Origin of the sequence: Erwinia pyri (genome assembly GCF_030758455.1) — a bacterium.
Classification (GTDB): Bacteria; Pseudomonadota; Gammaproteobacteria; order Enterobacterales; family Enterobacteriaceae; genus Erwinia; species Erwinia pyri.
Window position 1 is genome coordinate 3,133,684 of sequence record NZ_CP132353.1, and the last position, 20,025, is coordinate 3,153,708.

Here is a 20,025-nt window from a genome sequence, read left to right on the forward strand (position 1 = left end):
GGGCGGAACAGCTTCCGCCCGTTTGCTGTAGGGGCATCCACGCCTTATTTAAGAAGCGGCGATAAACAGCTCGCGTACCTGATGAAGCTGGTCACGCACGTTAGCCGCCTCTTCAAACTCCAGATTCTGCGCATGCTCCTGCATACGGGCCTCCAGCTCATGGATTTTCTTCTGCAGCCCTTTCGGCGAGAGATCGAGATAAGGTGCGTCATCTTCCACAATAGCGCGAGGCGTCTTGCCGCGACCTTTCGTTTTGCTCTTATTGTTGATCCCCTGCCCCAGCTCAAGAATATCGGCGATTTTCTTGTTCAGCCCCTGCGGAACGATGCCGTTCTCCTCGTTATGGATCTGCTGCTTCTCACGACGACGCTCGGTTTCACTGATAGCCCGCGCCATAGAGGGCGTAATTTTATCGCCGTAGAGGATCGCCTTACCGTTGAGGTTACGCGCGGCGCGCCCAATGGTCTGGATCAGCGAGCGCTCTGAACGCAGGAAGCCCTCTTTGTCGGCATCGAGGATAGCGACCAGCGACACCTCTGGCATATCCAGCCCCTCTCGCAACAGGTTGATCCCTACCAGCACATCAAATTTCCCCAGACGCAGGTCACGGATGATTTCGACACGCTCCACGGTATCGATATCAGAGTGCAGATAACGAACCCGCTCGCCATGCTCTTCCAGATACTCGGTCAGATCCTCTGCCATCCGCTTGGTCAGCACCGTCACCAGCACGCGCTCGTTAATGGCGACACGCTTACGGATCTCCGACAGCAGATCGTCTACCTGGGTGCCCACCGGGCGCACTTCAATCAGCGGATCCAGCAGGCCAGTAGGACGAACTACCTGATCGATCACTTCACCGCCCGACTTCTCCAGCTCGTAGTTGCCCGGCGTGGCGGAGACATAAATGGTTTGCGGTGCCAGTCCCTCGAACTCCTCAAACTTCATTGGACGGTTATCCAGAGCCGAAGGCAGGCGGAAACCATACTCTACCAGCGTCTCTTTACGCGCGCGGTCACCGCGGTACATGCCGCCAATTTGCGGGATAGTAACGTGAGATTCGTCAATCACCAGCAGGCCGTCGGCGGGCAGATAGTCGAAGAGCGTGGGCGGCGCTTCGCCTGGCCCACGGCCGGAAAGATAGCGCGAGTAGTTCTCAATCCCGGAGCAGTAGCCCAGCTCGTTCATCATCTCCAGATCAAACTGGGTGCGCTGAGAAATTCGCTGCTCTTCCAGCAGTTTATTATTCTCCATCAACGTTTTGCGCCGATCGGCCAGCTCCACCTTGATCTCTTCCATCGCCTGGAGAATACGCTCACGCGGCGTCACGTAGTGCGTTTTGGGGTAGATGGTGTAGCGCGGAATAACCGAGCTAATCTGCCCGGTTAACGGGTCAAAAATTGACAACCGCTCAACTTCCTCATCAAACAGCTCCACGCGCAACGCATAGTCGTCTGACTCTGCCGGGAAGATATCAATCACCTCTCCGCGCACGCGGAAGGTGCCACGCTGAAAGGCCTGATCGTTACGGGTGTACTGCAGTTCAGAGAGCCTGCGCAGGATTGCGCGCTGGTCGATAACCATCCCGCGGGTCAGGTGCAGCATCATTTTCAGATAGAGATCGGGATCGCCCAGACCGTAAATGGCCGACACTGACGCCACCACAATCACATCCCGCCTTTCCAGCAGCGCTTTGGTGGCGGAGAGACGCATCTGCTCAATATGCTCATTTACTGAAGCATCTTTCTCGATAAAAGTATCTGAGCTGGGTACGTACGCTTCTGGCTGATAGTAATCGTAATAAGAGACGAAATATTCCACCGCGTTTTCCGGGAAGAACTCTTTCATCTCGCCGTAGAGCTGCGCGGCCAGCGTTTTGTTGGGCGCCAGCACCATGGTTGGGCGATTAAGATCGGCAATGACGTTGGCGACGGTAAAGGTTTTCCCGGAGCCGGTTACCCCGAGCAGCGTCTGATGCGCCAGCCCATCTTCCAGCCCCTCTTCCAGGCGACGGATCGCCTCGGGCTGGTCGCCAGCGGGTTTGAAATCGGAGTTGAGTTTAAAGACTTTGCTCATTGAATGGCTACCTGGTGATGAAGTGCGCGGACAGAAACCTAATTTTACTCTGCCACAACGATTTTACCAGCAAAAAAGACTGGATATAATTACAGTTATTTTGCAAGATGGTGAAGCGTGAAGAGCAACACTGCCTGCAGAGGATGGCTGAGCGTCCTCCTGGCTACAGCCTGGCAGGGTTATCCCCAAGAGGATAGAAAGTTTAACAATTGTCAAGCGTCACTGACAAAATGCGGGTGCCATCATATCGCAGAAGTTTATGCGGCTTGATTTTAAATAACGCATTGATTTTATTTAGTTTATCCCCAGAGACGAGTTTCGCATCACTTCGTGCTCAACCCGCGCCCGCTCTCGCCTGGCGTAAGTTTTCAGACGCTCATGCACATGGTTATCCACAGGAATGGTGGATAACTGATTTCAGCGCCCGACCCGTCTGCTGTGTATAAATCGTGATCACCCTGCCGCTGCCCCCACAAATATTTTTTTTTGCATTATTTTCGTCCGTGGCTTCACGATTGGTGCCAGCAAAGAGCATAGATCCCCGATTGCCGCCACCCTTTTCTCCGCGTTTTTTTCACTTTGATGACAGCCCGGGATTGCCTCTGAGACAGGCAGTTGCACCAGAAATGATTCTTACGCAGCACCGAGTGGGTGCAGGGGAATATTACCTGGGGCAATTATTTAACTTTTATTACCAATCACTGGTGCTGATTATCAGCTCCTCCGCCGTTTTCCCCGCCTTCCGCCAGATTGGCCTGTCAATTGCAAGAGAAAACGTAACCGCCTCACGCTTTCTTAACACCAGAGCGAGAAGCCCAAAGCCGCAGGCGTTTCACTGGAAACGTTGACGACTGTTTGCCACACGACGTAGAGCGGATGCAACCAGGTGCGATCGAAAACTGTCTGGAGGAGAGTGTCAGATGCTCAGCTTACGTTCAATCAACCAATTTTATGGGCAGAATCACATCTTGTGGGATGTTGACCTGGATCTTACCCCTGGCACCTGTACCGGGGTTCTGGGGCGGCCTGGCATGGGAAAAACCACGCTGGTCAACTGCATCATGGGCCATCTGCCTATCAACAGCGGGTCGATGATCTGGCAGGAGGCGAATCTTCCTCCCCAGGATCTGCTGCTGCAACCGATGGAACAGCGCGCCGCGCTGGGCATTGGCTACGTGCCGCAGGGACGGCAAATCTTCTCACAGCTCAGCGTGGAGGAGAATTTACAGATCGCCCTGCTGGCCGGTGCCGGACTGGAGTGTCACAAAGCGATCCCACAGATGGTGTATGACCTGTTCCCGGCGCTCTACTCTTTGCGGCATCAGCGCAGCGGGGAGCTACAGATGGACCAGCAGCAGCAGTTAGCGTTGGCCAGAGCGCTGGTGTTACAGCCGAAGCTGTTGATTCTGGATGAGCCAACCGAGGGCATGTCGCCGTGGCTGGAAGAGGAGATGGGCAATCTGATCCACCGGCTGAATCATGATTTCGGGTTGACGATTCTGCTGCTTGAACAACGCATCTCTTTTATCCGCAAGGTGGCGGATTACTTCCTGCTGTTGCATCGCGGGCGCAATGTGGCCCATGGCAAAGTCGCTCAGCTGGATGAGAGCATGGTCAACACCTGGCTTACGGTATCATAAGAGCGATTCCGGGGGCGCGCTCCCCGGAATCAACATGGCTGCTGAGCGGCTATTACTGCGGTAAACGAAGATAGTGCCCAAGCTTGTCAAACTCATCGGCGTGAGCCAGCCAGGGGATCTCTCCCAGCATCGGCGCGGGCAAACGCTGTTTTAACGTCGCCAGGTACTCCTGGTGCCGTTTTCCTGCTGGCTGAATGTCATTGGCTATCCAGCCAGCCAGACGCAGCCCGCTGGCTTGTATCGCCTGTGCCGTCAACATGGCATGATTGATACAGCCCAGCTTCACGCCTACCACCAGCACCACAGGCAGCTGCTCTTGCTGCACCCAGTCGGCAAACGTTGTGGTGGCAGAGAGCGGCGTAAACCAGCCTCCGGCGCCTTCAGTCAGTACCCAGTCCGCCTGTTGGGTCAGGGCGGCCAGACCGGCCGAGAGACGTTCAAAGGTGATGGGTCTGCCCTCTTCTTCACTGACAATATGCGGCGAAGTGGGCTCTTCGAAAGCGAGGGGATTGATGCGGTCATAAGGCAGCGCCAGCACGCTGTTTTTTTGCAGCGCCAGCGCATCGCTGTTACGCAATCCTACCGGCGTAACGTCACAGCCTGACGCCACCGGTTTGTAACCCACGCTGCAAAAACCCGCCGCTCTGGCAGCCTGCAGCAGTGCGGTACTGGCTACCGTTTTTCCTACTTCCGTATCCGTTCCGGTGATAAACCAACGTTCACTCACGATCCATAACTCCATACACCAGGTGATAGCTGAGCAGGTAGCCCCGGCTGTCGCGCGGCCAGTTCTGCTCAAGCTGTTGAAAATGCCCTCTGTTCAGGCCGCCTTCACGCCTGCCGCTATGCAGATGCGTGGCGCCAATTCCCTTCAGCGAACGCAGGGCGCTGAGCACATTGGGAAAGGCCAGCGTCACGATCTCCTGCTTCAGCCTCAGCGGCAGCTGATTGCCGGCCCGCGCAATAGCTTCAACCGGCAAAAAATTATTCACAGGCGCCGGCAGATCCAGCGGCTGCCAGGCTTTGGTCAGCTCGCTTAAAGAGCCAGCCGACAGCGTTGAAAACAGCACCTGGCCGCCGGGAAGCGTCACCCGATAGAGCTCCGTCAGGGCCAGCCGTAAATCACTGCACCACTGCACCGCCAGATTGCTCCAGCAGAGATCAAACTGCGGTGCCGTGAACGGCAGCGCTTCAATATCCCCATTCTGATAATTATCCGCCGTTTGCAGTGAGCGCGCCTGATCCAACATATCTGCTGATAAATCAAGAGCCGTTACCGTATTGCCCGCCTCGCGCCAGCGCTTGCTGAACCAGCCCGGACCGCATCCGGCATCCAGCACGCGTTGCCCCTGCCGTTGACGGGCGAAACCAGCCAGCTGCTCTCCGCTGAGGCGCTGCAGTTCAGCATGCTGATTATAGGTTTGTGCAGCGCGACCAAACGCCCGGGCCACAGCCTGCTTGTTAACGCTTTGCATGATGCAGCCCCTCCAGCAGGCGCTCTATATCTTCCGGCTGATGCGCCGCGCTGAGCGTGATGCGCAGCCTGGCGGTGCCGGGAGGCACGGTAGGCGGACGAATAGCGGTGACCCAGCAGCCCTGCAGACGAAGCGCTTCTGCCAGCGCCAGCGCCTGATGTTCATCGCCCACAATCATCGGCTGGATAGCGGTGCCGGAAGGCAGCAGAGCGAGCCCCAGCGCTCTGGCTCCCTCGCGGAAAAGTGCCACGTTGTGATGCAGGCGCAGTCGTTGTTCATCGCCCTGCTGAACAGCGGTCAGCGCGGCGTGAAGCGCGCAAACCTGAGCCGGAGGCATGGCGGTGCTGTAAATCAGATGGCGGGCAAACTGCAACAGATAATCCGCCGTATCCTCATCGCAGAGCACCGCCGCGCCGCTCAGGCCGAACGCTTTACCAAAGGTCACCACCAAAAGCTCAGGCTTTACCTGTTGCTGCCAGCAGCTGCCGCGCCCCTGCTCGCCGGTGGTGCCAATGCCGTGCGCGTCATCCACCATCAGCCAGCTGCCGTGATGCTTAGCGAGCGTGTGCAGCTCCGCCAGCGGCGCGCTGTCACCGTCCATGCTGAAGACCCCCTCCGTGACGACCAGGGTTTCCCCTTCCGTCTCGCTTTCCAGCAGCCTGCTTAGTGAGGCGGGCTGATTGTGGCTAAAACGACGCAGCGTGGCGGGACTCAGCGAGGCGGCTTCAAGCAGGGAAGCGTGAGCAAGCTTATCAGCAAGGATCCGGTCTGTTTTGCCAGGCATTGCCGTAATAACCGCCTGATTTGCCGCAAAGCCGGAGATAAACAGCAGCGCACGGGAATAGCCGAGCCACGCAGCCAGCCGCTGTTCAAACTCCGCCTGCACCGCATGATAGCCGGTCACATGCCCGGAACCACCAGCGCCCACGCCATACCGTTCAGCGCCCTGCTGCCAGGCGTATTTGATAGTCGGTTCATGGCTCAGTCCAAGATAATCATTGGCGGAGAAATTCAGATAGCGCCTGCCGTCAATTTGCAGGGTTCGCGCATCGCTTTGCTGATTCACTCTGCGCTGGCGAAACTGCCCTTTTTCCCGGCGCGCATTCAGCGCCTGGGTCAGCCGTTGCTGCCAGCTCATTTACAGTGCCGCGTTGTAGAATTGTTCGGTATCGGCATTCAGTAGCTGTCCGGCCAGCGCCTGCTGCTGCTCGTTATCCCCCGCCTCGGTGGTGGTATGGCGTGGGTTCAGTCCCAGCTTACGGAACAGCTGCAAATCTTTGTCTTCTTCCGGATTTGGCGTGGTCAGCAGCTTGCAGCCGTAGAAGATCGAGTTGGCTCCGGCCATAAAGCACATCGCCTGAGTCTGCTCGCTCATCTGTTCGCGTCCGGCAGAGAGACGAACGTGCGAAGAAGGCATCATGATGCGCGCCACGGCGATGGTACGGATAAAGTCGAACGGATCGACATCATCGTTATCGGCCATCGGCGTGCCTTTGACTTTTACCAGCATGTTGATCGGCACGCTCTCAGGCGGCACAGGGAGGTTAGCCAGCTGCACCAGCAGCCCGGCGCGATCGTTAACGCTCTCGCCCAGGCCAACGATGCCGCCTGAACAGACTTTGATACCGGCATCACGCACTTTGCCCAGCGTATCCAGGCGCTCCTGGTAGCTACGGGTGGTGATGACGCTACCGTAGAATTCCGGCGAGGTGTCGAGGTTGTGGTTGTAGTAATCCAGCCCGGCCTGCGCCAGGCGTTGTGCCTGTTCGTCGCTAAGCGTCCCCAGCGTCATGCAGGTTTCCAGCCCCATCTCACGCACCCCTTTCACCATCTGCTCAAGATAGGGCATATCGCGCTCGTGCGGGTTTTTCCAGGCCGCCCCCATGCAGAAGCGATCTGAACCGGCGGCTTTTGCCTTGCGTGCCGAGCTGAGTACCTCCTCAACTTCCATCAGGCGCTCGGAAGCCAGCCCGGTTTTGTAGCGTGAACTCTGCGGGCAATATTTGCAGTCTTCCGGGCAGGCCCCGGTTTTGATCGAGAGCAGCGTGCTGACCTGTACCTGACGGGGATCAAAATGTTGGCGGTGAACCTGCTGCGCTTCAAACATCAGCTCTAAAAAAGGCTTATCAAAGAGGGCCTGTGCCTGAGAAATAGTCCAACGATTTGCCATTGCTTGCTCCAAAAAAGGGTGTGGTGATCCGGCTCTGCCTGGTTATACTTGTAAACTAATTTTTTTAAATTTGGTTTACAAGTTATTTATGACCCCTGCCGATCTCGCCTTTGACCGTGACCATATCTGGCACCCCTATACCTCCATGAGCCAGCCGCTGCCGGTCTATCCCGTGGTGGCCGCACATCAGACCTCTCTGCAGCTGGCCGACGGTCGCAAGCTGGTTGATGGCATGTCCTCCTGGTGGGCGGCGATCCACGGTTACAACCATCCGCGCCTTAACCGGGCGATGACTGCGCAGATTGAACAGATGTCCCACGTGATGTTTGGCGGCATCACCCACCCTTCCGCCGTGGCGCTGTGCCGCAAACTGGTAGAGATGACCCCAGCCGGGCTGGAGTCGGTTTTCTTGGCCGACTCCGGTTCGGTAGCGGTGGAAGTTTCGATGAAAATGGCGCTGCAATACTGGCAGGCGAGAGGCGAGCGCCGTCAGCGCTTTCTTACGCTGCGTAACGGCTATCATGGCGATACCTTTGCGGCGATGTCGGTCTGCGATCCGCAAAACTCTATGCACAGTCTCTATCAGGGCTATCTGCCTTCCCATCTGTTTGCCGCAGCGCCAGCCTGTGGCTTCAGTGATGAGTGGCAGGATAGCGATGCGGATGACTTTGAACGGCTGATCCAGCTGCACGCCGGGGAAGTGGCCGCGGTGATCCTGGAGCCGATTGTGCAGGGCGCAGGCGGGATGCGCTTTTATCATCCACGCTATCTGCAACGCGTGCGCGAGCTGTGCGATCGCCACAATGTGCTGCTGATAGCCGATGAAATCGCCACCGGCTTTGGCCGCACCGGCAAACTCTTTGCCTGTGAGCATGCGGGTATTTCGCCCGATATTCTCTGCGTTGGCAAAGCGTTGACGGGCGGCACTATGACGCTTTCAGCGACGCTGACCACCCGCGAAGTCGCCCATACCATCAGCAACGGCGAGGCGGGCTGCTTTATGCACGGCCCGACGTTTATGGGTAATCCGCTGGCCTGCGCCGTTGCCAGCGAAAGCCTGGCCATTTTGCAGGAGAATCAGTGGCAGCAGCAGGTTTCCGCGATCGAGACGCAGCTGAAGGCCGCCCTGCTGCCGTTGCAGGCGATGCCGGAAGTAGCGAACGCGCGCGTGCTTGGCACCATCGGCGTGATTGAAACGCACCGGCCGGTAAATATGGCCGCCCTGCAGGCCTTCTTTGTTGAGCGTGGCGTCTGGATCCGCCCCTTCGGCAAACTTATCTACCTGATGCCGCCTTACATCATCAAGCCTGAGGCGCTGACGCAGCTCACCGTTGCCATTGCCGCCGCGCTGGATCGCCCTGAACTCTATCTCGGCGCTTAACCTCTTCAGCCCCTCCGGTCTCTACTTTTGACCGGACGGGAGCTTCAACCAATGCCTGATTTTCTCTGTGCTGAGAAGCGCTACAAAGCAGCGAATGCCCTGATGCACTACGCTTTTACGGTGCCAAACCGTAAAGGAGATTATTTATGCCGCAAGATAAACAGACAAATCGCCGGATTGTGCTGGCCTCGCGCCCGCATGGTGCGCCAACTGAAGCCAACTTTCGTCTTGAATCACAGCATGTTCCCGTACCCGGGGAGGGCGAGGTTTTACTGCGCACCGTCTGGCTGTCGCTGGACCCCTATATGCGCGGACGAATGAGCGATGCGCCCTCCTATGTTCCTCCCATCGCCGTTAATGACGTGATGGGCGCGGGCACGGTGGCGGTGGTTGAGCAGTCCAATAATCAGGATTACGCGCCCGGCGACTGGGTAGTCAGCCAGAGCGGCTGGCAGGATTTCGCCCTCTCCGACGGCAAAGATCTCTTTAAGCTCACCGGGCCGGTGTTAAAGCACCCCTCCTGGGCGCTGGGCCTGCTCGGCATGACCGGCTTCACCGCTTATATGGGCCTGCTGGATATCGGTAATCCGCAGCCGGGTGAGACCGTGGTGGTCGCCGCCGCTACCGGAGCCGTGGGTTCAATGGTGGGTCAGATTGCCAAACTCAAGGGCTGTTATGTGGTAGGGATTGCCGGTGGGGAAGAGAAATGCCGCTATGCCGAAGAGGTATTAGGCTTTGACCGCTGTCTCGATCACCGTTCTGACGATCTGGCCGAATCCCTTAAGCGCTATTGCCGTGACGGGATTGATGTCTATTTCGAAAGCGTTGGCGGCAAAGTTTTCAACGCCGTTCTGCCGCTGATGAACACCAAAGGCCGCATTCCGGTCTGTGGGCTGATAGCTGATTACAACAGTACGGAAGCCGCAAGCGGGCCGGACATGCTGCCGCAGTTCCAGAGTGCGATATTGCGTAAGCGCCTGCGGGTGCAAGGCTTTATCATCACCCAGGATTACGGTCACCGTTTTGAAGAGTTCTTCAGTCAGATGAGCCAGTGGGTGGAGCAGGAGCGCTTCGTCTTCCGGGAGGATGTGGTGGATGGACTGGATAATGCGCCAGAAACCTTTATCGGCATGCTGGAGGGAAATAACTTCGGCAAGGTATTGATTCGGGTTGCGGGCGATAACCCCTGAAGGAGCCCTGGAAATGAAACTGTTAATGGTATTAACCTCGCACGATCGTCTGGGCGAGACCGGTAAGAAAACGGGGTTCTGGCTGGAAGAGTTTGCCGCCCCTTACTATGTGTTCCGCGATGCGGGCATCAATGTGGTGCTCGCTTCTCCTGCCGGCGGCCAGCCGCCGTTGGATCCGAAAAGCGACGAGCCGGACGCGCAAACTTCTGACACAGAGCGTTTCCGCCAGGATATTGCGGCTCAGCAGGCGTTAGCCAATACGCAGCAGCTGGAGAATATCGACAGTACTCACTTCGATGCGGTGTTTTATGCCGGCGGACACGGTCCGCTGTGGGATCTGGCCGAAGAGCGCGTCAGCATCGATCTGATTGAAAACTTCTACGCCAACGGCAAGCCGGTTGGGGCCGTTTGCCATGCGCCGGGCGTGCTCCGGCATGTGAAAAAGCCGGACGGGACGCCATTGGTGGCGGGCAAGCGCGTAACCGGCTTCAGCAACACGGAAGAGGAAGCCGTGGGCCTGACGAATGTGGTACCTTTTCTGGTTGAAGATGTCCTCAGATCGCTGGGTGCCAACTATGAAAAAACCAGTGACTGGGGCGTTTATACGCTGACGGATGGTCATCTGGTCACCGGGCAGAATCCCGCATCCTCAGCCGCCGCAGCCGAAGAGCTGCTGAAATTGCTGCACCGATAACACCAGGAGGTGGAATGAAACTGTTTAGCCAGGATTTTAACGATGGCGATAAGCTCCCGGAGCGCCATGTATTCAACGGCATGGGTTACCAGGGTGATAACCTCTCCCCGCATCTGGCGTGGGATGATGTCCCTGCGGGCACCAAAAGCTTTGTGGTGACCTGCTACGATCCCGATGCGCCGACCGGCTCGGGCTGGTGGCACTGGGGCGTGGCTAATTTGTCTGCTGATACCCGCGTACTTCCGCAGGGTGCAGGCTCCGGCGTAGCTGATTTGCCTGCCGGCGCGGTACAAACACGTACGGACTTTGGCAACAGCGGCTACGGCGGCGCAGCGCCTCCGAAAGGCGAAAGCCACCGTTATATTTTTACCGTGTATGCCATTGACGTGGACGCCCTGGAAGTGGATGAGAGTGCCAGCGGCGCTTATCTTGGCTTTAACGTGCATTTCCATCAGTTAGGTAGTGCCTCAATCACGGCGATCTATAGCTAACTTAAACGCTGAGGGGCATAACGGAGCGGAGCTGAGAAAGGCATTGCCAGCTGTTGTGACGTTAAGCTGACTGGCGGGCTTTTACCGGAATGCTGAATTAATTAAGGGGCGAATTTTCGCCCCTTTTCTGTGGCCAGTGAGTTACAGCTGAGTGATAACCACCCACATAGGCCCCTGCCCTACGGCGTAACGCGCCAGCGGCTGCAGTAATCCGCGATCTTCACCAATTTTGTACACTTCAATGTGATGCGATTTCTGCCCCGCCGCGACCACATAGCGGCCAGTATTATCGATATTGAATCCGCGCGGCTGCGTTTCGGTAGGCTGATGCCCTTCAACAGCCAGCACGGCGCCATCCTCGCTCACGCTGAACACGGTGAGAATGCTGGCGGTGCGGTCGCAGCTGTAAAGGAAGCGACCATCTGGCGTCAGATGGATATCCGCCGCCCAGCGCGTTTCACTGAAGCCAGACGGCATCATGTCCAGGCTCTGAACCCGCTCCACTTCGCCATGGGCGTTATTCAACTTCCACACGTCCACGGTGCTGTCCAGCTCATTGATGCAATAGGCATATTGCTGATTGGGGTGGAACACCATATGACGCGGGCCTGCGCCTTCAACGGTGGTGACCTGCGCCTGTTTGTGCGGCAGCAGCTGGCCGTTTTCCTGCAGATCAAACAGGCAGATGCGGTCCTGCTTCAGGGCCGGAACAAACAGCGTCTGATTGCTGAGGTCGATATTGGCGGAGTGGCAGCCATCCATACCGTCAATGACCTGCAGCGGCTCGCCCGGCAGACCGTCGGCACCAATGGGGGTGACGCTGACGCAGGCATCGTTATAGGAGCCGACAAAGATAAAGCGACCCTGGCGATCGGTAGAGATGTGCGTCGGGCTGCCCGGCAGCGAAGCCTGGCCGGCCTCGGTGAGCTTACCCTCACTATCAATCTGATAAGCGACTACGCGGAAGTCCGGGCGCACGCCCACATAGAGAAAACCTTTGTCCGGGCTGACAACCATCGGCTGCACCTGGCCCGGCGCGTCCACTACCTGCAGCAGGGTCAGGGTGCCGTCATCGGCTAACTGCCAGGCGTGGATCTGCTGGCTCTCCGGGCTGGCGGTATAAACGACTTGTTTCATGAATTCTCCTTTTACTGGGTAAGCTGGCCTGTGGCAAAGCGTAGCGTGTTTTTCCCTCCCGCGGGGGGAGTTTTGTGGCGTCTGGTTTTGTTAACCTCGTCACAGGGTGTACACTCACTGGCTCTTGTTTAGCCACTTCCGGAACTGTTTATGAGTTATCGCATCATCGCTTTGGACCTGGACGGCACCCTGTTAACGCCGCAAAAAACCATTCTTCCTGAGTCGCTGGAAGCCCTGAAAAAGGCTCAGCAGGCGGGCGTGAAGGTGGCTATCGTCACCGGTCGTCATCATGTTGCTATCCATCCTTTTTATCAGGCGCTGGCGTTAGATACACCTGCAATCTGCTGTAACGGCACCTACTTGTATGATTATCAAGCAAAAAAGGTCCTGCAGTCCGATCCGCTGCCGAAAGATCAGGCGCTGCGGGTGATTGAGATGCTGGATGAAGCGGCGATCCACGGTCTGCTCTATGTTGATAACGCCATGCTCTACCAGACCGAAACGGGCCATGTCACGCGCACCATCAACTGGGGCCTCTCCCTGCCTGAGCATCAGCGTCCGGTATTCACTAAAGTCGACAGTCTGGCACAGGCCGCCCGTGACGCGGAGTCGATCTGGAAGTTTGCGCTCTCCCATCCTGACACCCGTGCGTTACAGCAGTTTGCCGATCGCGTTGAGCAGGAGATGGGGCTGGCGTGCGAATGGTCCTGGCACGATCAGGTCGATATTGCCAAAGCAGGCAACAGCAAGGGCAAACGCCTTGCGCAGTGGGTAGCCTCGGAAGGGTATCAGATGAGCGACGTGCTGGCCTTTGGCGATAACTACAACGACCTCAGCATGCTGGAAACGGTAGGTCTTGGCGTGGCGATGGGCAATGCCGATGAGGCGATCAAAGCCCGCGCAGGCCGCGTGATCGGCACCAATCTTGAGCCAGGTATTGCGGAAACTATCTACCGGGAAGTGCTGTAAACTAAAGCAGTGAAAGTTGTCACTCGCTTAGCGGCTGCAAAGCAGCGTAAGGGTAGCCGCTGCGAAAAGTGTTCCTGTAGCCGCTTCCCTGCAGCCGCTGCAAAGCCTCTACCTTATGGCGTTATAAGATGAGGCGATAATTGATACGCTTTTGATCTGGGCATAGAGCCACATGCCCGGTTTAATCATCAGCTCATCGCGAGCCCAGGGGGTGATCCGCGCCCACAGCTCGCTCTGCCCTACCATCAGCTTCACCTCTATCTGATCCTCTATCTCCAGCAGTTCCGCTACTTGGGCTGGCACCACGTTGCGAATGCTGCTGTTGACCGGCGGCTGAAGCACCAGCGACACGTCAGCGGACTGAATGCGCAGGCGCAGCGGCGTTTTGGGCGGAGCATCCACCCGGCTGACCCAGATATGCTGATCGCCCAGCGAAAGCGCGGTCATCGCATAGTGCGGATGGTGCTCAAGCACCTGAACCCGCATCACGCTGCTCTGATCCGCTCGCGGCAGCCAGGGCCGCATTGCGCTGCTGGCCCACACTTTTTCAACTGTGCCCAACGCTTTCACGCTGCCGTTGTCCAGCACCAGCACGTTGTCCGCCAGCTGAAGGATCTCCTCCAGGCTGTGGCTGACATAGAGAATGGGCACATCCACCGTTTTTGCCAGCTTCTGCAGGTAAGGCAGCAGCTCACGCTTGCGGGGCAGATCCAGCGAGGCCAGCGGCTCGTCCATCAGCAGGATTTCCGGCGCCGTCAGCAAGGCGCGCCCAATCGCCACCCGCTGCTTTTCACCGCCGGATAACGAGGCGGGAAAACGCGTCAGCAGCGCTTCGATGCCCAGCAATTTCACCAGCGTCTCAAATTCGGCACGCATGCTTTTTGCCATGCCATATTCAAGATTACCGCGGACGCGATAATGGGGAAACAGTCGCGCATCCTGAAATACATAGCCGACCCGGCGCTTTTCCGGCGGAAGGTAGACGGCGTTTTCCGCATCGCTCAGCACCCGGCCATTAAGCTTAATACTCCCCTGCTGCGGTGTTGTCAGTCCGCCAATAGCATTAATCAGCGAGCTCTTACCCGCGCCGGAAACGCCAAAAATCGCGGTGATACCTCTGGCGGGAAGCTGTGCATTCAGAGTCAGCTTGTGGTCGCCAAGCTGCTGCGTAAAATTAAGTTCCAGCATTATAACCCCAGCCGTTTCCGGCCCCAGCGGGCCAGCCATTCAGAGATCAGCAGTGAACAGAGCGCCAGCACAATGGCTATCACACAGAGGCGTGCCGCTGCGCCTTCCGCGCCGGGCGTTTCAATCAGGGTGTACATCGCAGAGGGCAGCGTTCGGGTTTCACCCGGTATATTGGAAACAAAGGTGATGGTTGCGCCAAACTCCCCCAGCGAGCGGGCGAAGGCGAGCACGGTTCCGGCAATGATGCCGGGCAGCGTCAGCGGCAGCGTGATGGTGAAGAAGACTCGCCAGCGACCCGCGCCCAGCGTGCGGGCAGCCAGCTCCAGTTTGCTGTCGACGCCTTCCAGCGCCAGCCGTATCGCTCTGACCATCAGTGGGAAGGCGATAACTGCTGAAGCGAGCGCCGCGCCGCGCCAGCTAAAAGCGAAGGTAAAACCGAACCAGTCGTAAAGGTATTCACCAATAAAACCGCGACGGCCAAAACTGGTCAGCAACAGGTAGCCCACCACCACTGGCGGCAGCACCAGCGGCAGATGGATCACACTGTCCAGCACGGTTTTGCCGGGAAAACGGCAGCGCACTAATACCCAGGCCATCAGGATCCCGAAGGGCAGACTAAAGAGAACCGCCACCGAGGCGACTTTCAGGCTGAGTGCTACGGCCTGCCATTCGGGGTCACTGAGGATCATGATTCAGGCGTAAATCCATATCGTTTGAACACGGCCGCAGCTTCCGGCCCTTTCAGGTAGTTATAGAAGGCGGTGACGGTGGCAGAATTATGATCTTTCACCATCGCCATCGGGTATTCAACCGGCTTGTGGCTCTTCTCCGGGAAGGTACCCACTACCGTGACTTTTTTACTGGCAATGGCATCAGAGCCGTAAACGATGCCATAAGGCGCTTCGTTACGCTCTACCAGCGCCAGGGCAACGCGCACGCTGTTTCCCGGCGCAAGCTGCGAAGAGAGGGTATCCCAGGCACCCAGCTTCTGTAACGCCTCTTTGGCGTAGATACCGGCCGGAACGTGGTCGGGATCGCCCACCGACAAACGCTGCCCTTTCAGCAGGCTTTTCCAGTCGGTATTTTCAGAGAGGGTCACCTGCTGCGGCTTGCTTTCTGTTGGCGCCACCAGCACCAGCTCGTTGCCCAACAGGGTAAAACGGCTGGCTTCATCGATAGTTTTCTTCTGTGCGGCGTAATCCATCCACTGCTGATCCGCAGAGATAAACAGATCTGCGGGCGCGCCCTGCTCTAGCTGACGAGCTAATGTGGAAGAGGAGGCGAAGGAAGAGACAATCTTCACCTCTTTGCCCTGCTGATACTGGTCGGCGATCTCCTGCAGGGCATTAGTCAGGGAGGCGGCAGCAAACACGGTAATCTTCTCTGCGGCGGTCGCCTGCCCCGCCAGGCATGAAAGCGTAGCGGCCACAAATATATGACGTAATGGTACAGACATGGTCTTCTCCAGAGGTTCGTTATGTAGGTTGTAATATAACGATTTTAGTTACCCTGTCATGAAGTTTATCGGCACAAAGCGGGAAAAAGTTAAGCGGGGAAGAAAAAAACGTACGCCCGGCAGGCGCCGGGCGTAGCAGAAGAGATTACTGACGGGTTTTTGCTGGTTGCTCTTTCGAATGACCAATTTTGGAAATCACGTTGAACACTTCACCCAGACCGTAAATCAGGCCAAGGATAATCGCCATCACCACAGGAACCATCAGGATAGCTTCACCCAGACCAATAAGTAATTCCATCATAGGAGCCTCCATTGATGAGCTGGAAAAAAACCATTGTATCTACAGCGGAAAAAAGTGCACTGCCCTTTTTGTGCGTTTTACCTGTTTTTACGCCCGGCAGGCACAAAGGTGTACACTTCCCCCTATTCCTATTCTTGCCGGAGCGAGCGCGACTATGCAGGCTGAACTTTCCCTGATCCTGAAACTACAACAGCGGCTGTTTGCAGACCCAAGACGTATCGAACTGCTTAAGCAGGTGCAGCAGACTGGCTCAATCAGCCAGGGCGCCAAACTGGCCGGTATCAGCTATAAAAGCGCCTGGGATGCGATTAACGAAATGAACACCCTGGCGGACCGCACCCTGGTGGAACGGGCCACCGGCGGCAAAGGCGGCGGCGGTGCGCAGGTCACCCCCTATGGCGAGCGTCTGATCCAGCTGTTTGCGCTGCTGGAACAGATTCAGCAGAAAGCGTTTGATGTGCTCCAGGATGAGGTCCCGCTGGGCAGCTTGCTCGGGGCAATTGCCCGCTTCTCGCTGCAAACCAGCGCGCGTAATCAGCTCTTTGGCACCGTTAGCGAACGCGACACGCAGGCTGTAGTGCAGCACGTTGAGGTTTTGCTGGCCGACGGCAGCACCAGGATTAAGGCCGCGGTGACCGAAACCAGCGCTAACCGGCTGGCGCTGACCAGCGGCAAAGAGGTGCTGGTGCTGATCAAAGCGCCGTGGATTGATGTCACTCCCCACCCTTCAGAGGCGGAGAATCAGCTTGGCGGTACTGTCAGCCAGATCGAAAAAGGCGAGACGCAGAGTGAGGTACTGGTCGCCCTGCCCGGCGGAGAAACGCTGTGCGCCACCCTGCCCAATGAACGGGTCAGTGAACAACAGCTCGAGCAGGGCATGGCGGTGACAGCACATTTCAACGCCGATAAAGTCATTATCGCCACGCTGCTCTGAATCTCACCGCCTGATTTGACAACCAGCACGTCAGGGTTTAATAGTTTCGGTACAGTGCAAAAAATGGAATGAAAAATGGCAACGTTGCATATTTCGCAAGGCACGTTTCACCTTAGCGATACCCGAACCCTTACCCTTGATGACCTGACTCTGCAGGCTGGCGAAAGCTGGGCTTTTGTCGGTGCCAACGGCAGCGGTAAATCCTCTCTGGCTCGCGTGCTGGCGGGCGAACTGAAAAAGGCTAAAGGCGAGCTGAGCAGCAGCTTCGTTCGTCCGGTGCGTCTTTCGCTGGAACAGCTGCAAAAGCTGGTGGCGCAGGAGTGGGAACGAAATAATACCGACCTGCTCAGCCCCGGCGAAGAGGATACAGGCCGCACCACTGCCGACATCATTCAGGAAGAAACGGTCGATCCTGAACGTTGCCAGCAGCTGGCGGCGCTGTTTGGCATCACCCGCCTGCTGGATCGCCGTTTTAAATATCTCTCTACCGGCGAAACCCGTAAAACACTGCTGTGCCAGACGCTGATGGCACAGCCCGATTTGCTGGTGCTGGATGAACCCTTTGATGGACTGGACGTCGCCTCACGCGCGAACCTTGCCCAGGTGCTGGCGGAGCTTCACCAGCAGAACTGCACCCTGGTGCTGGTGCTGAACCGCTTTGATGATATCCCTGACTTTATCGACAACGTTGGCGTACTGGCTGAATGCACGCTGACGCATGTTGGGCCGCGCAAAGCGATCCTTGCAGAGGCGCTGGTAGCGCAACTGGCCCACAGCGAACAGCTTACCGGCATGACGCTTCCCGAGCCTGACGATGCCTCGCTCAAGCCGCAGCTGGCCGCAGATGCCTCGCTTATCGTGCTGCGCGACGGCGTGGTCTCCTACAATGAGAAACCCATTCTCAATCACCTCAGCTGGGAAGTGAAGCCGGGCCAGCACTGGCAGATTATCGGGCCAAACGGCGCCGGTAAATCCACGCTGCTGAGTCTGGTGACCGGCGATCATCCGCAGGGCTACAGCAACGATTTAACGCTGTTTGGCCGCCGACGCGGCAGCGGTGAAACTATCTGGGATATCAAACAGCATATTGGCTATGTCAGCAGCAGCCTGCATCTGGATTACCGCGTCAGCAGCAGCGTGCGCAACGTGATCCTCTCCGGCTACTTCGACTCAATCGGCATCTATCAGGCGGTATCGGATCGGCAGCAGTCGCTGGCCCGGCAGTGGCTGCAGCTGTTGGGCATGGAAAAGCTGGCGGAAGCGCCGTTTCATGGTCTCTCCTGGGGCCAGCAGCGGCTGGTGCTGATTGCCCGCGCGCTGGTAAAACATCCGGCGCTGCTGATCCTTGACGAGCCGTTACAGGGGCTGGATCCGATCAACCGCCAGCTGGTGCGCCGCTTTATCGATGTGCTGATTGCGGAAGGCGAAACGCAACTGCTGTTTGTTTCGCATCATGCAGAAGATGCGCCGCACTGCATCACGCATCGCCTGACCTTTCTCTCTGACGGCGAGAGCTATCGCTACCAGAGTGAGGCGCTGACTCAGGAAGCGCGCTGATAACCGGGCGGCCAGAAAACAGCGCTGGCCGCCATTTCGCCCTTTTCTGAAAATTCTTTTCTCCTGCCTGTTACCCCTGGCTGCCGATAAACCGCGCCACCCCCACTCCGGCCGGACTTTTTTCATGTAACCGCTACCACTAAAATATCGTTCCCGTTATTCAGGCATGGATTTTTTTGCCATCTTTACTGAGAGTTCGGATTATTCAGCTTGTGTAAACGATTCCATTTATCCAGACTTGATCACGCTTTATTCTCCCGCGCTGTGCTATTTTTCTTTAAGGCTATCGACGCATAAAGAAGGTTATCAGGACTCAACATGCAAAAATTTAATCCGGTCGATCACCCGCATCGCCGCTATAACCCACTGTCCGATCAGTGGATTCTGGTCTCTCCTCACCGCGCTAAACGCCCGTGGCAAGGCGCGCAGGAGACCGCTTCCCAGGAAAAACTGCCCGCTCACGACCCGGACTGCTTCCTTTGTCCTGGCAACACCCGCGTGACCGGTGATAAGAACCCCGATTACACCAATACCTACGTTTTTACCAACGACTTTGCCGCGCTGATGACCGACACGCCAGACGCGCCAGAAAGTGAAGATATTCTGATGCGCTGCGAGAGCGCCCGCGGCACCAGCCGGGTTATCTGCTTCTCGCCCGATCACAGTAAAACGCTGCCGGAGCTGACGCTCTCCAATCTGGAGCAGGTAGTACGCACCTGGCAGGAACAGACCGCCGATTTGGGTCAGCACTATCCCTGGGTGCAGGTTTTCGAGAACAAAGGCGCGGCGATGGGCTGCTCTAACCCGCATCCGCATGGCCAGGTCTGGGCCAACAGCTTCCTGCCAAACGAAGCCCAACGCGAAGACGATCTGCAGCGCGATTATTTTGCGCAGCACGGCTCGCCGATGCTGGTGGATTACACCGCCCGCGAGCTGAAAGATGGCAGCCGTACCGTGGTGGAAACTGAACACTGGCTGGCCGTGGTGCCGTGGTGGGCGGCCTGGCCGTTTGAAACGCTGCTGCTGCCGAAGGCGCATATCAAACGTCTGGTCGATTTGAGTGATGCCCAACGCGTCGATCTGGCGCTGGCGCTGAAAAAACTCACCAGCCGTTATGACAACCTGTTCCAGTGCTCCTTCCCCTACTCCATGGGCTGGCATGGCGCGCCGTTTAATGGTGAAGCCAACGACCACTGGCAACTGCACGCTCACTTCTATCCGCCGCTGTTGCGTTCCGCCACGGTGCGAAAATTTATGGTGGGCTATGAGATGCTGGCAGAAACCCAGCGCGACTTAACCGCGGAACAGGCAGCTGAACGCCTGCGTTCCGTCAGTGATATTCATTTCCGCGAGACGGGAGCATAAC

Annotated in this window: 20 protein-coding genes; 10 read left to right on the forward strand and 10 right to left on the reverse strand. The window is 57.2% G+C overall.

Translation table 11 applies throughout. The annotated features are described in order from the left end of the window. Nucleotides 1-48: 48 nt before the first annotated feature. Complete coding sequence (gene uvrB / locus Q3V30_RS14760) at nucleotides 49-2,076, reverse strand: excinuclease ABC subunit UvrB (RefSeq protein WP_306206846.1); 2,028 nt, start codon at nucleotides 2,074-2,076, stop codon at nucleotides 49-51. A 449-nt stretch (nucleotides 2,077-2,525) separates the two neighbouring features. Between uvrB and Q3V30_RS14765 the strand changes: the two genes are divergently transcribed. Together Q3V30_RS14765 and Q3V30_RS14770 are read left to right on the forward strand one after the other, a co-directional pair. Next, nucleotides 2,526-2,924, forward strand: a complete 399-nt coding sequence (locus Q3V30_RS14765; RefSeq protein WP_306206847.1) for a hypothetical protein — start codon at nucleotides 2,526-2,528, stop codon at nucleotides 2,922-2,924. Between the two features lie 72 nt (nucleotides 2,925-2,996). Then, entirely contained in the window at nucleotides 2,997-3,716 is a 720-nt protein-coding gene (locus tag Q3V30_RS14770; RefSeq protein WP_306206849.1) for an ABC transporter ATP-binding protein, read from the forward strand. 52 nt (nucleotides 3,717-3,768) lie between these two features. On the opposite strand, the gene bioD is transcribed toward Q3V30_RS14770, so the two are convergent. From bioD to bioB, 4 genes are read right to left on the reverse strand one after another with little or no spacing between them, the layout of a single operon-like run. Further along, on the reverse strand, nucleotides 3,769-4,443 hold the full coding sequence (gene bioD / locus Q3V30_RS14775) for a dethiobiotin synthase (protein ID WP_306206852.1): 675 nt from the start codon (nucleotides 4,441-4,443) through the stop codon (nucleotides 3,769-3,771). Beyond that, complete coding sequence (gene bioC / locus Q3V30_RS14780; protein WP_306213221.1) at nucleotides 4,436-5,194, reverse strand: malonyl-ACP O-methyltransferase BioC; 759 nt, start codon at nucleotides 5,192-5,194, stop codon at nucleotides 4,436-4,438. The genes bioD and bioC overlap by 8 nt, the downstream gene beginning before the upstream one ends. Next, entirely contained in the window at nucleotides 5,178-6,329 is a 1,152-nt protein-coding gene (gene bioF / locus Q3V30_RS14785) for an 8-amino-7-oxononanoate synthase (RefSeq protein ID WP_306206854.1), read from the reverse strand. Before bioF ends, bioC begins: the two co-directional genes overlap by 17 nt. Continuing rightward, a complete protein-coding gene (gene bioB / locus Q3V30_RS14790) occupies nucleotides 6,330-7,361 on the reverse strand; it encodes a biotin synthase BioB (RefSeq protein ID WP_306206856.1) in 1,032 nt (343 codons plus the stop codon). A gap of 88 nt (nucleotides 7,362-7,449) precedes the next feature. Between bioB and bioA the strand changes: the two genes are divergently transcribed. The 4 genes from bioA to Q3V30_RS14810 all read left to right on the forward strand — a co-directional run bounded on the left by bioA (nucleotide 7,450) and on the right by Q3V30_RS14810 (nucleotide 11,117). After that, complete coding sequence (gene bioA / locus Q3V30_RS14795; protein WP_306206858.1) at nucleotides 7,450-8,742, forward strand: adenosylmethionine--8-amino-7-oxononanoate transaminase; 1,293 nt, start codon at nucleotides 7,450-7,452, stop codon at nucleotides 8,740-8,742. A 146-nt stretch (nucleotides 8,743-8,888) separates the two neighbouring features. Beyond that, a complete protein-coding gene (locus Q3V30_RS14800) occupies nucleotides 8,889-9,932 on the forward strand; it encodes an NADP-dependent oxidoreductase (RefSeq protein ID WP_306206860.1) in 1,044 nt (347 codons plus the stop codon). Nucleotides 9,933-9,945: 13 nt separating this feature from the next. Beyond that, nucleotides 9,946-10,626 (forward strand): type 1 glutamine amidotransferase domain-containing protein, encoded by a 681-nt coding sequence (locus tag Q3V30_RS14805; protein ID WP_306206862.1) that lies wholly within the window; start codon nucleotides 9,946-9,948, stop codon nucleotides 10,624-10,626. Between the two features lie 14 nt (nucleotides 10,627-10,640). Next, a complete protein-coding gene (locus Q3V30_RS14810) occupies nucleotides 10,641-11,117 on the forward strand; it encodes a kinase inhibitor (protein WP_306206864.1) in 477 nt (158 codons plus the stop codon). A gap of 141 nt (nucleotides 11,118-11,258) precedes the next feature. On the opposite strand, the gene pgl is transcribed toward Q3V30_RS14810, so the two are convergent. Next, complete coding sequence (pgl, locus tag Q3V30_RS14815; protein ID WP_306206866.1) at nucleotides 11,259-12,254, reverse strand: 6-phosphogluconolactonase; 996 nt, start codon at nucleotides 12,252-12,254, stop codon at nucleotides 11,259-11,261. 150 nt (nucleotides 12,255-12,404) lie between these two features. Between pgl and Q3V30_RS14820 the strand changes: the two genes are divergently transcribed. After that, nucleotides 12,405-13,223 (forward strand): pyridoxal phosphatase, encoded by an 819-nt coding sequence (locus Q3V30_RS14820; protein WP_306206868.1) that lies wholly within the window; start codon nucleotides 12,405-12,407, stop codon nucleotides 13,221-13,223. Between the two features lie 108 nt (nucleotides 13,224-13,331). Here Q3V30_RS14820 and modC read toward each other — a convergent pair whose 3' ends face one another. The 4 genes from modC to Q3V30_RS14840 all read right to left on the reverse strand — a co-directional run bounded on the left by modC (nucleotide 13,332) and on the right by Q3V30_RS14840 (nucleotide 16,168). After that, nucleotides 13,332-14,411 carry a molybdenum ABC transporter ATP-binding protein ModC gene (gene modC, locus Q3V30_RS14825; protein ID WP_306206870.1) on the reverse strand — a complete coding sequence of 360 codons (1,080 nt, stop codon included), beginning with the start codon at nucleotides 14,409-14,411 and terminating at the stop codon, nucleotides 13,332-13,334. After that, on the reverse strand, nucleotides 14,411-15,100 hold the full coding sequence (modB, locus tag Q3V30_RS14830; RefSeq protein WP_306206871.1) for a molybdate ABC transporter permease subunit: 690 nt from the start codon (nucleotides 15,098-15,100) through the stop codon (nucleotides 14,411-14,413). The genes modC and modB overlap by 1 nt, the downstream gene beginning before the upstream one ends. Next, nucleotides 15,097-15,867 (reverse strand): molybdate ABC transporter substrate-binding protein, encoded by a 771-nt coding sequence (modA, locus tag Q3V30_RS14835; RefSeq protein WP_306206873.1) that lies wholly within the window; start codon nucleotides 15,865-15,867, stop codon nucleotides 15,097-15,099. Before modA ends, modB begins: the two co-directional genes overlap by 4 nt. 145 nt (nucleotides 15,868-16,012) lie before the next feature. After that, a complete protein-coding gene (locus Q3V30_RS14840; RefSeq protein WP_306206875.1) occupies nucleotides 16,013-16,168 on the reverse strand; it encodes an AcrZ family multidrug efflux pump-associated protein in 156 nt (51 codons plus the stop codon). Nucleotides 16,169-16,322: 154 nt separating this feature from the next. Between Q3V30_RS14840 and modE the strand changes: the two genes are divergently transcribed. The 3 genes from modE to galT all read left to right on the forward strand — a co-directional run bounded on the left by modE (nucleotide 16,323) and on the right by galT (nucleotide 20,024). After that, nucleotides 16,323-17,102, forward strand: coding sequence for a molybdenum-dependent transcriptional regulator (gene modE / locus Q3V30_RS14845; RefSeq protein WP_306206877.1), 780 nt, complete (start codon nucleotides 16,323-16,325; stop codon nucleotides 17,100-17,102). A gap of 75 nt (nucleotides 17,103-17,177) precedes the next feature. After that, the gene (gene modF / locus Q3V30_RS14850; protein ID WP_306206879.1) at nucleotides 17,178-18,659 is read left to right on the forward strand and encodes a molybdate ABC transporter ATP-binding protein ModF; all 1,482 of its coding nucleotides are present in this window, start codon (nucleotides 17,178-17,180) and stop codon (nucleotides 18,657-18,659) included. 318 nt (nucleotides 18,660-18,977) lie between these two features. Next, the gene (gene galT / locus Q3V30_RS14855; RefSeq protein ID WP_306206880.1) at nucleotides 18,978-20,024 is read left to right on the forward strand and encodes a galactose-1-phosphate uridylyltransferase; all 1,047 of its coding nucleotides are present in this window, start codon (nucleotides 18,978-18,980) and stop codon (nucleotides 20,022-20,024) included. Nucleotide 20,025: the final 1 nt, after the last annotated feature.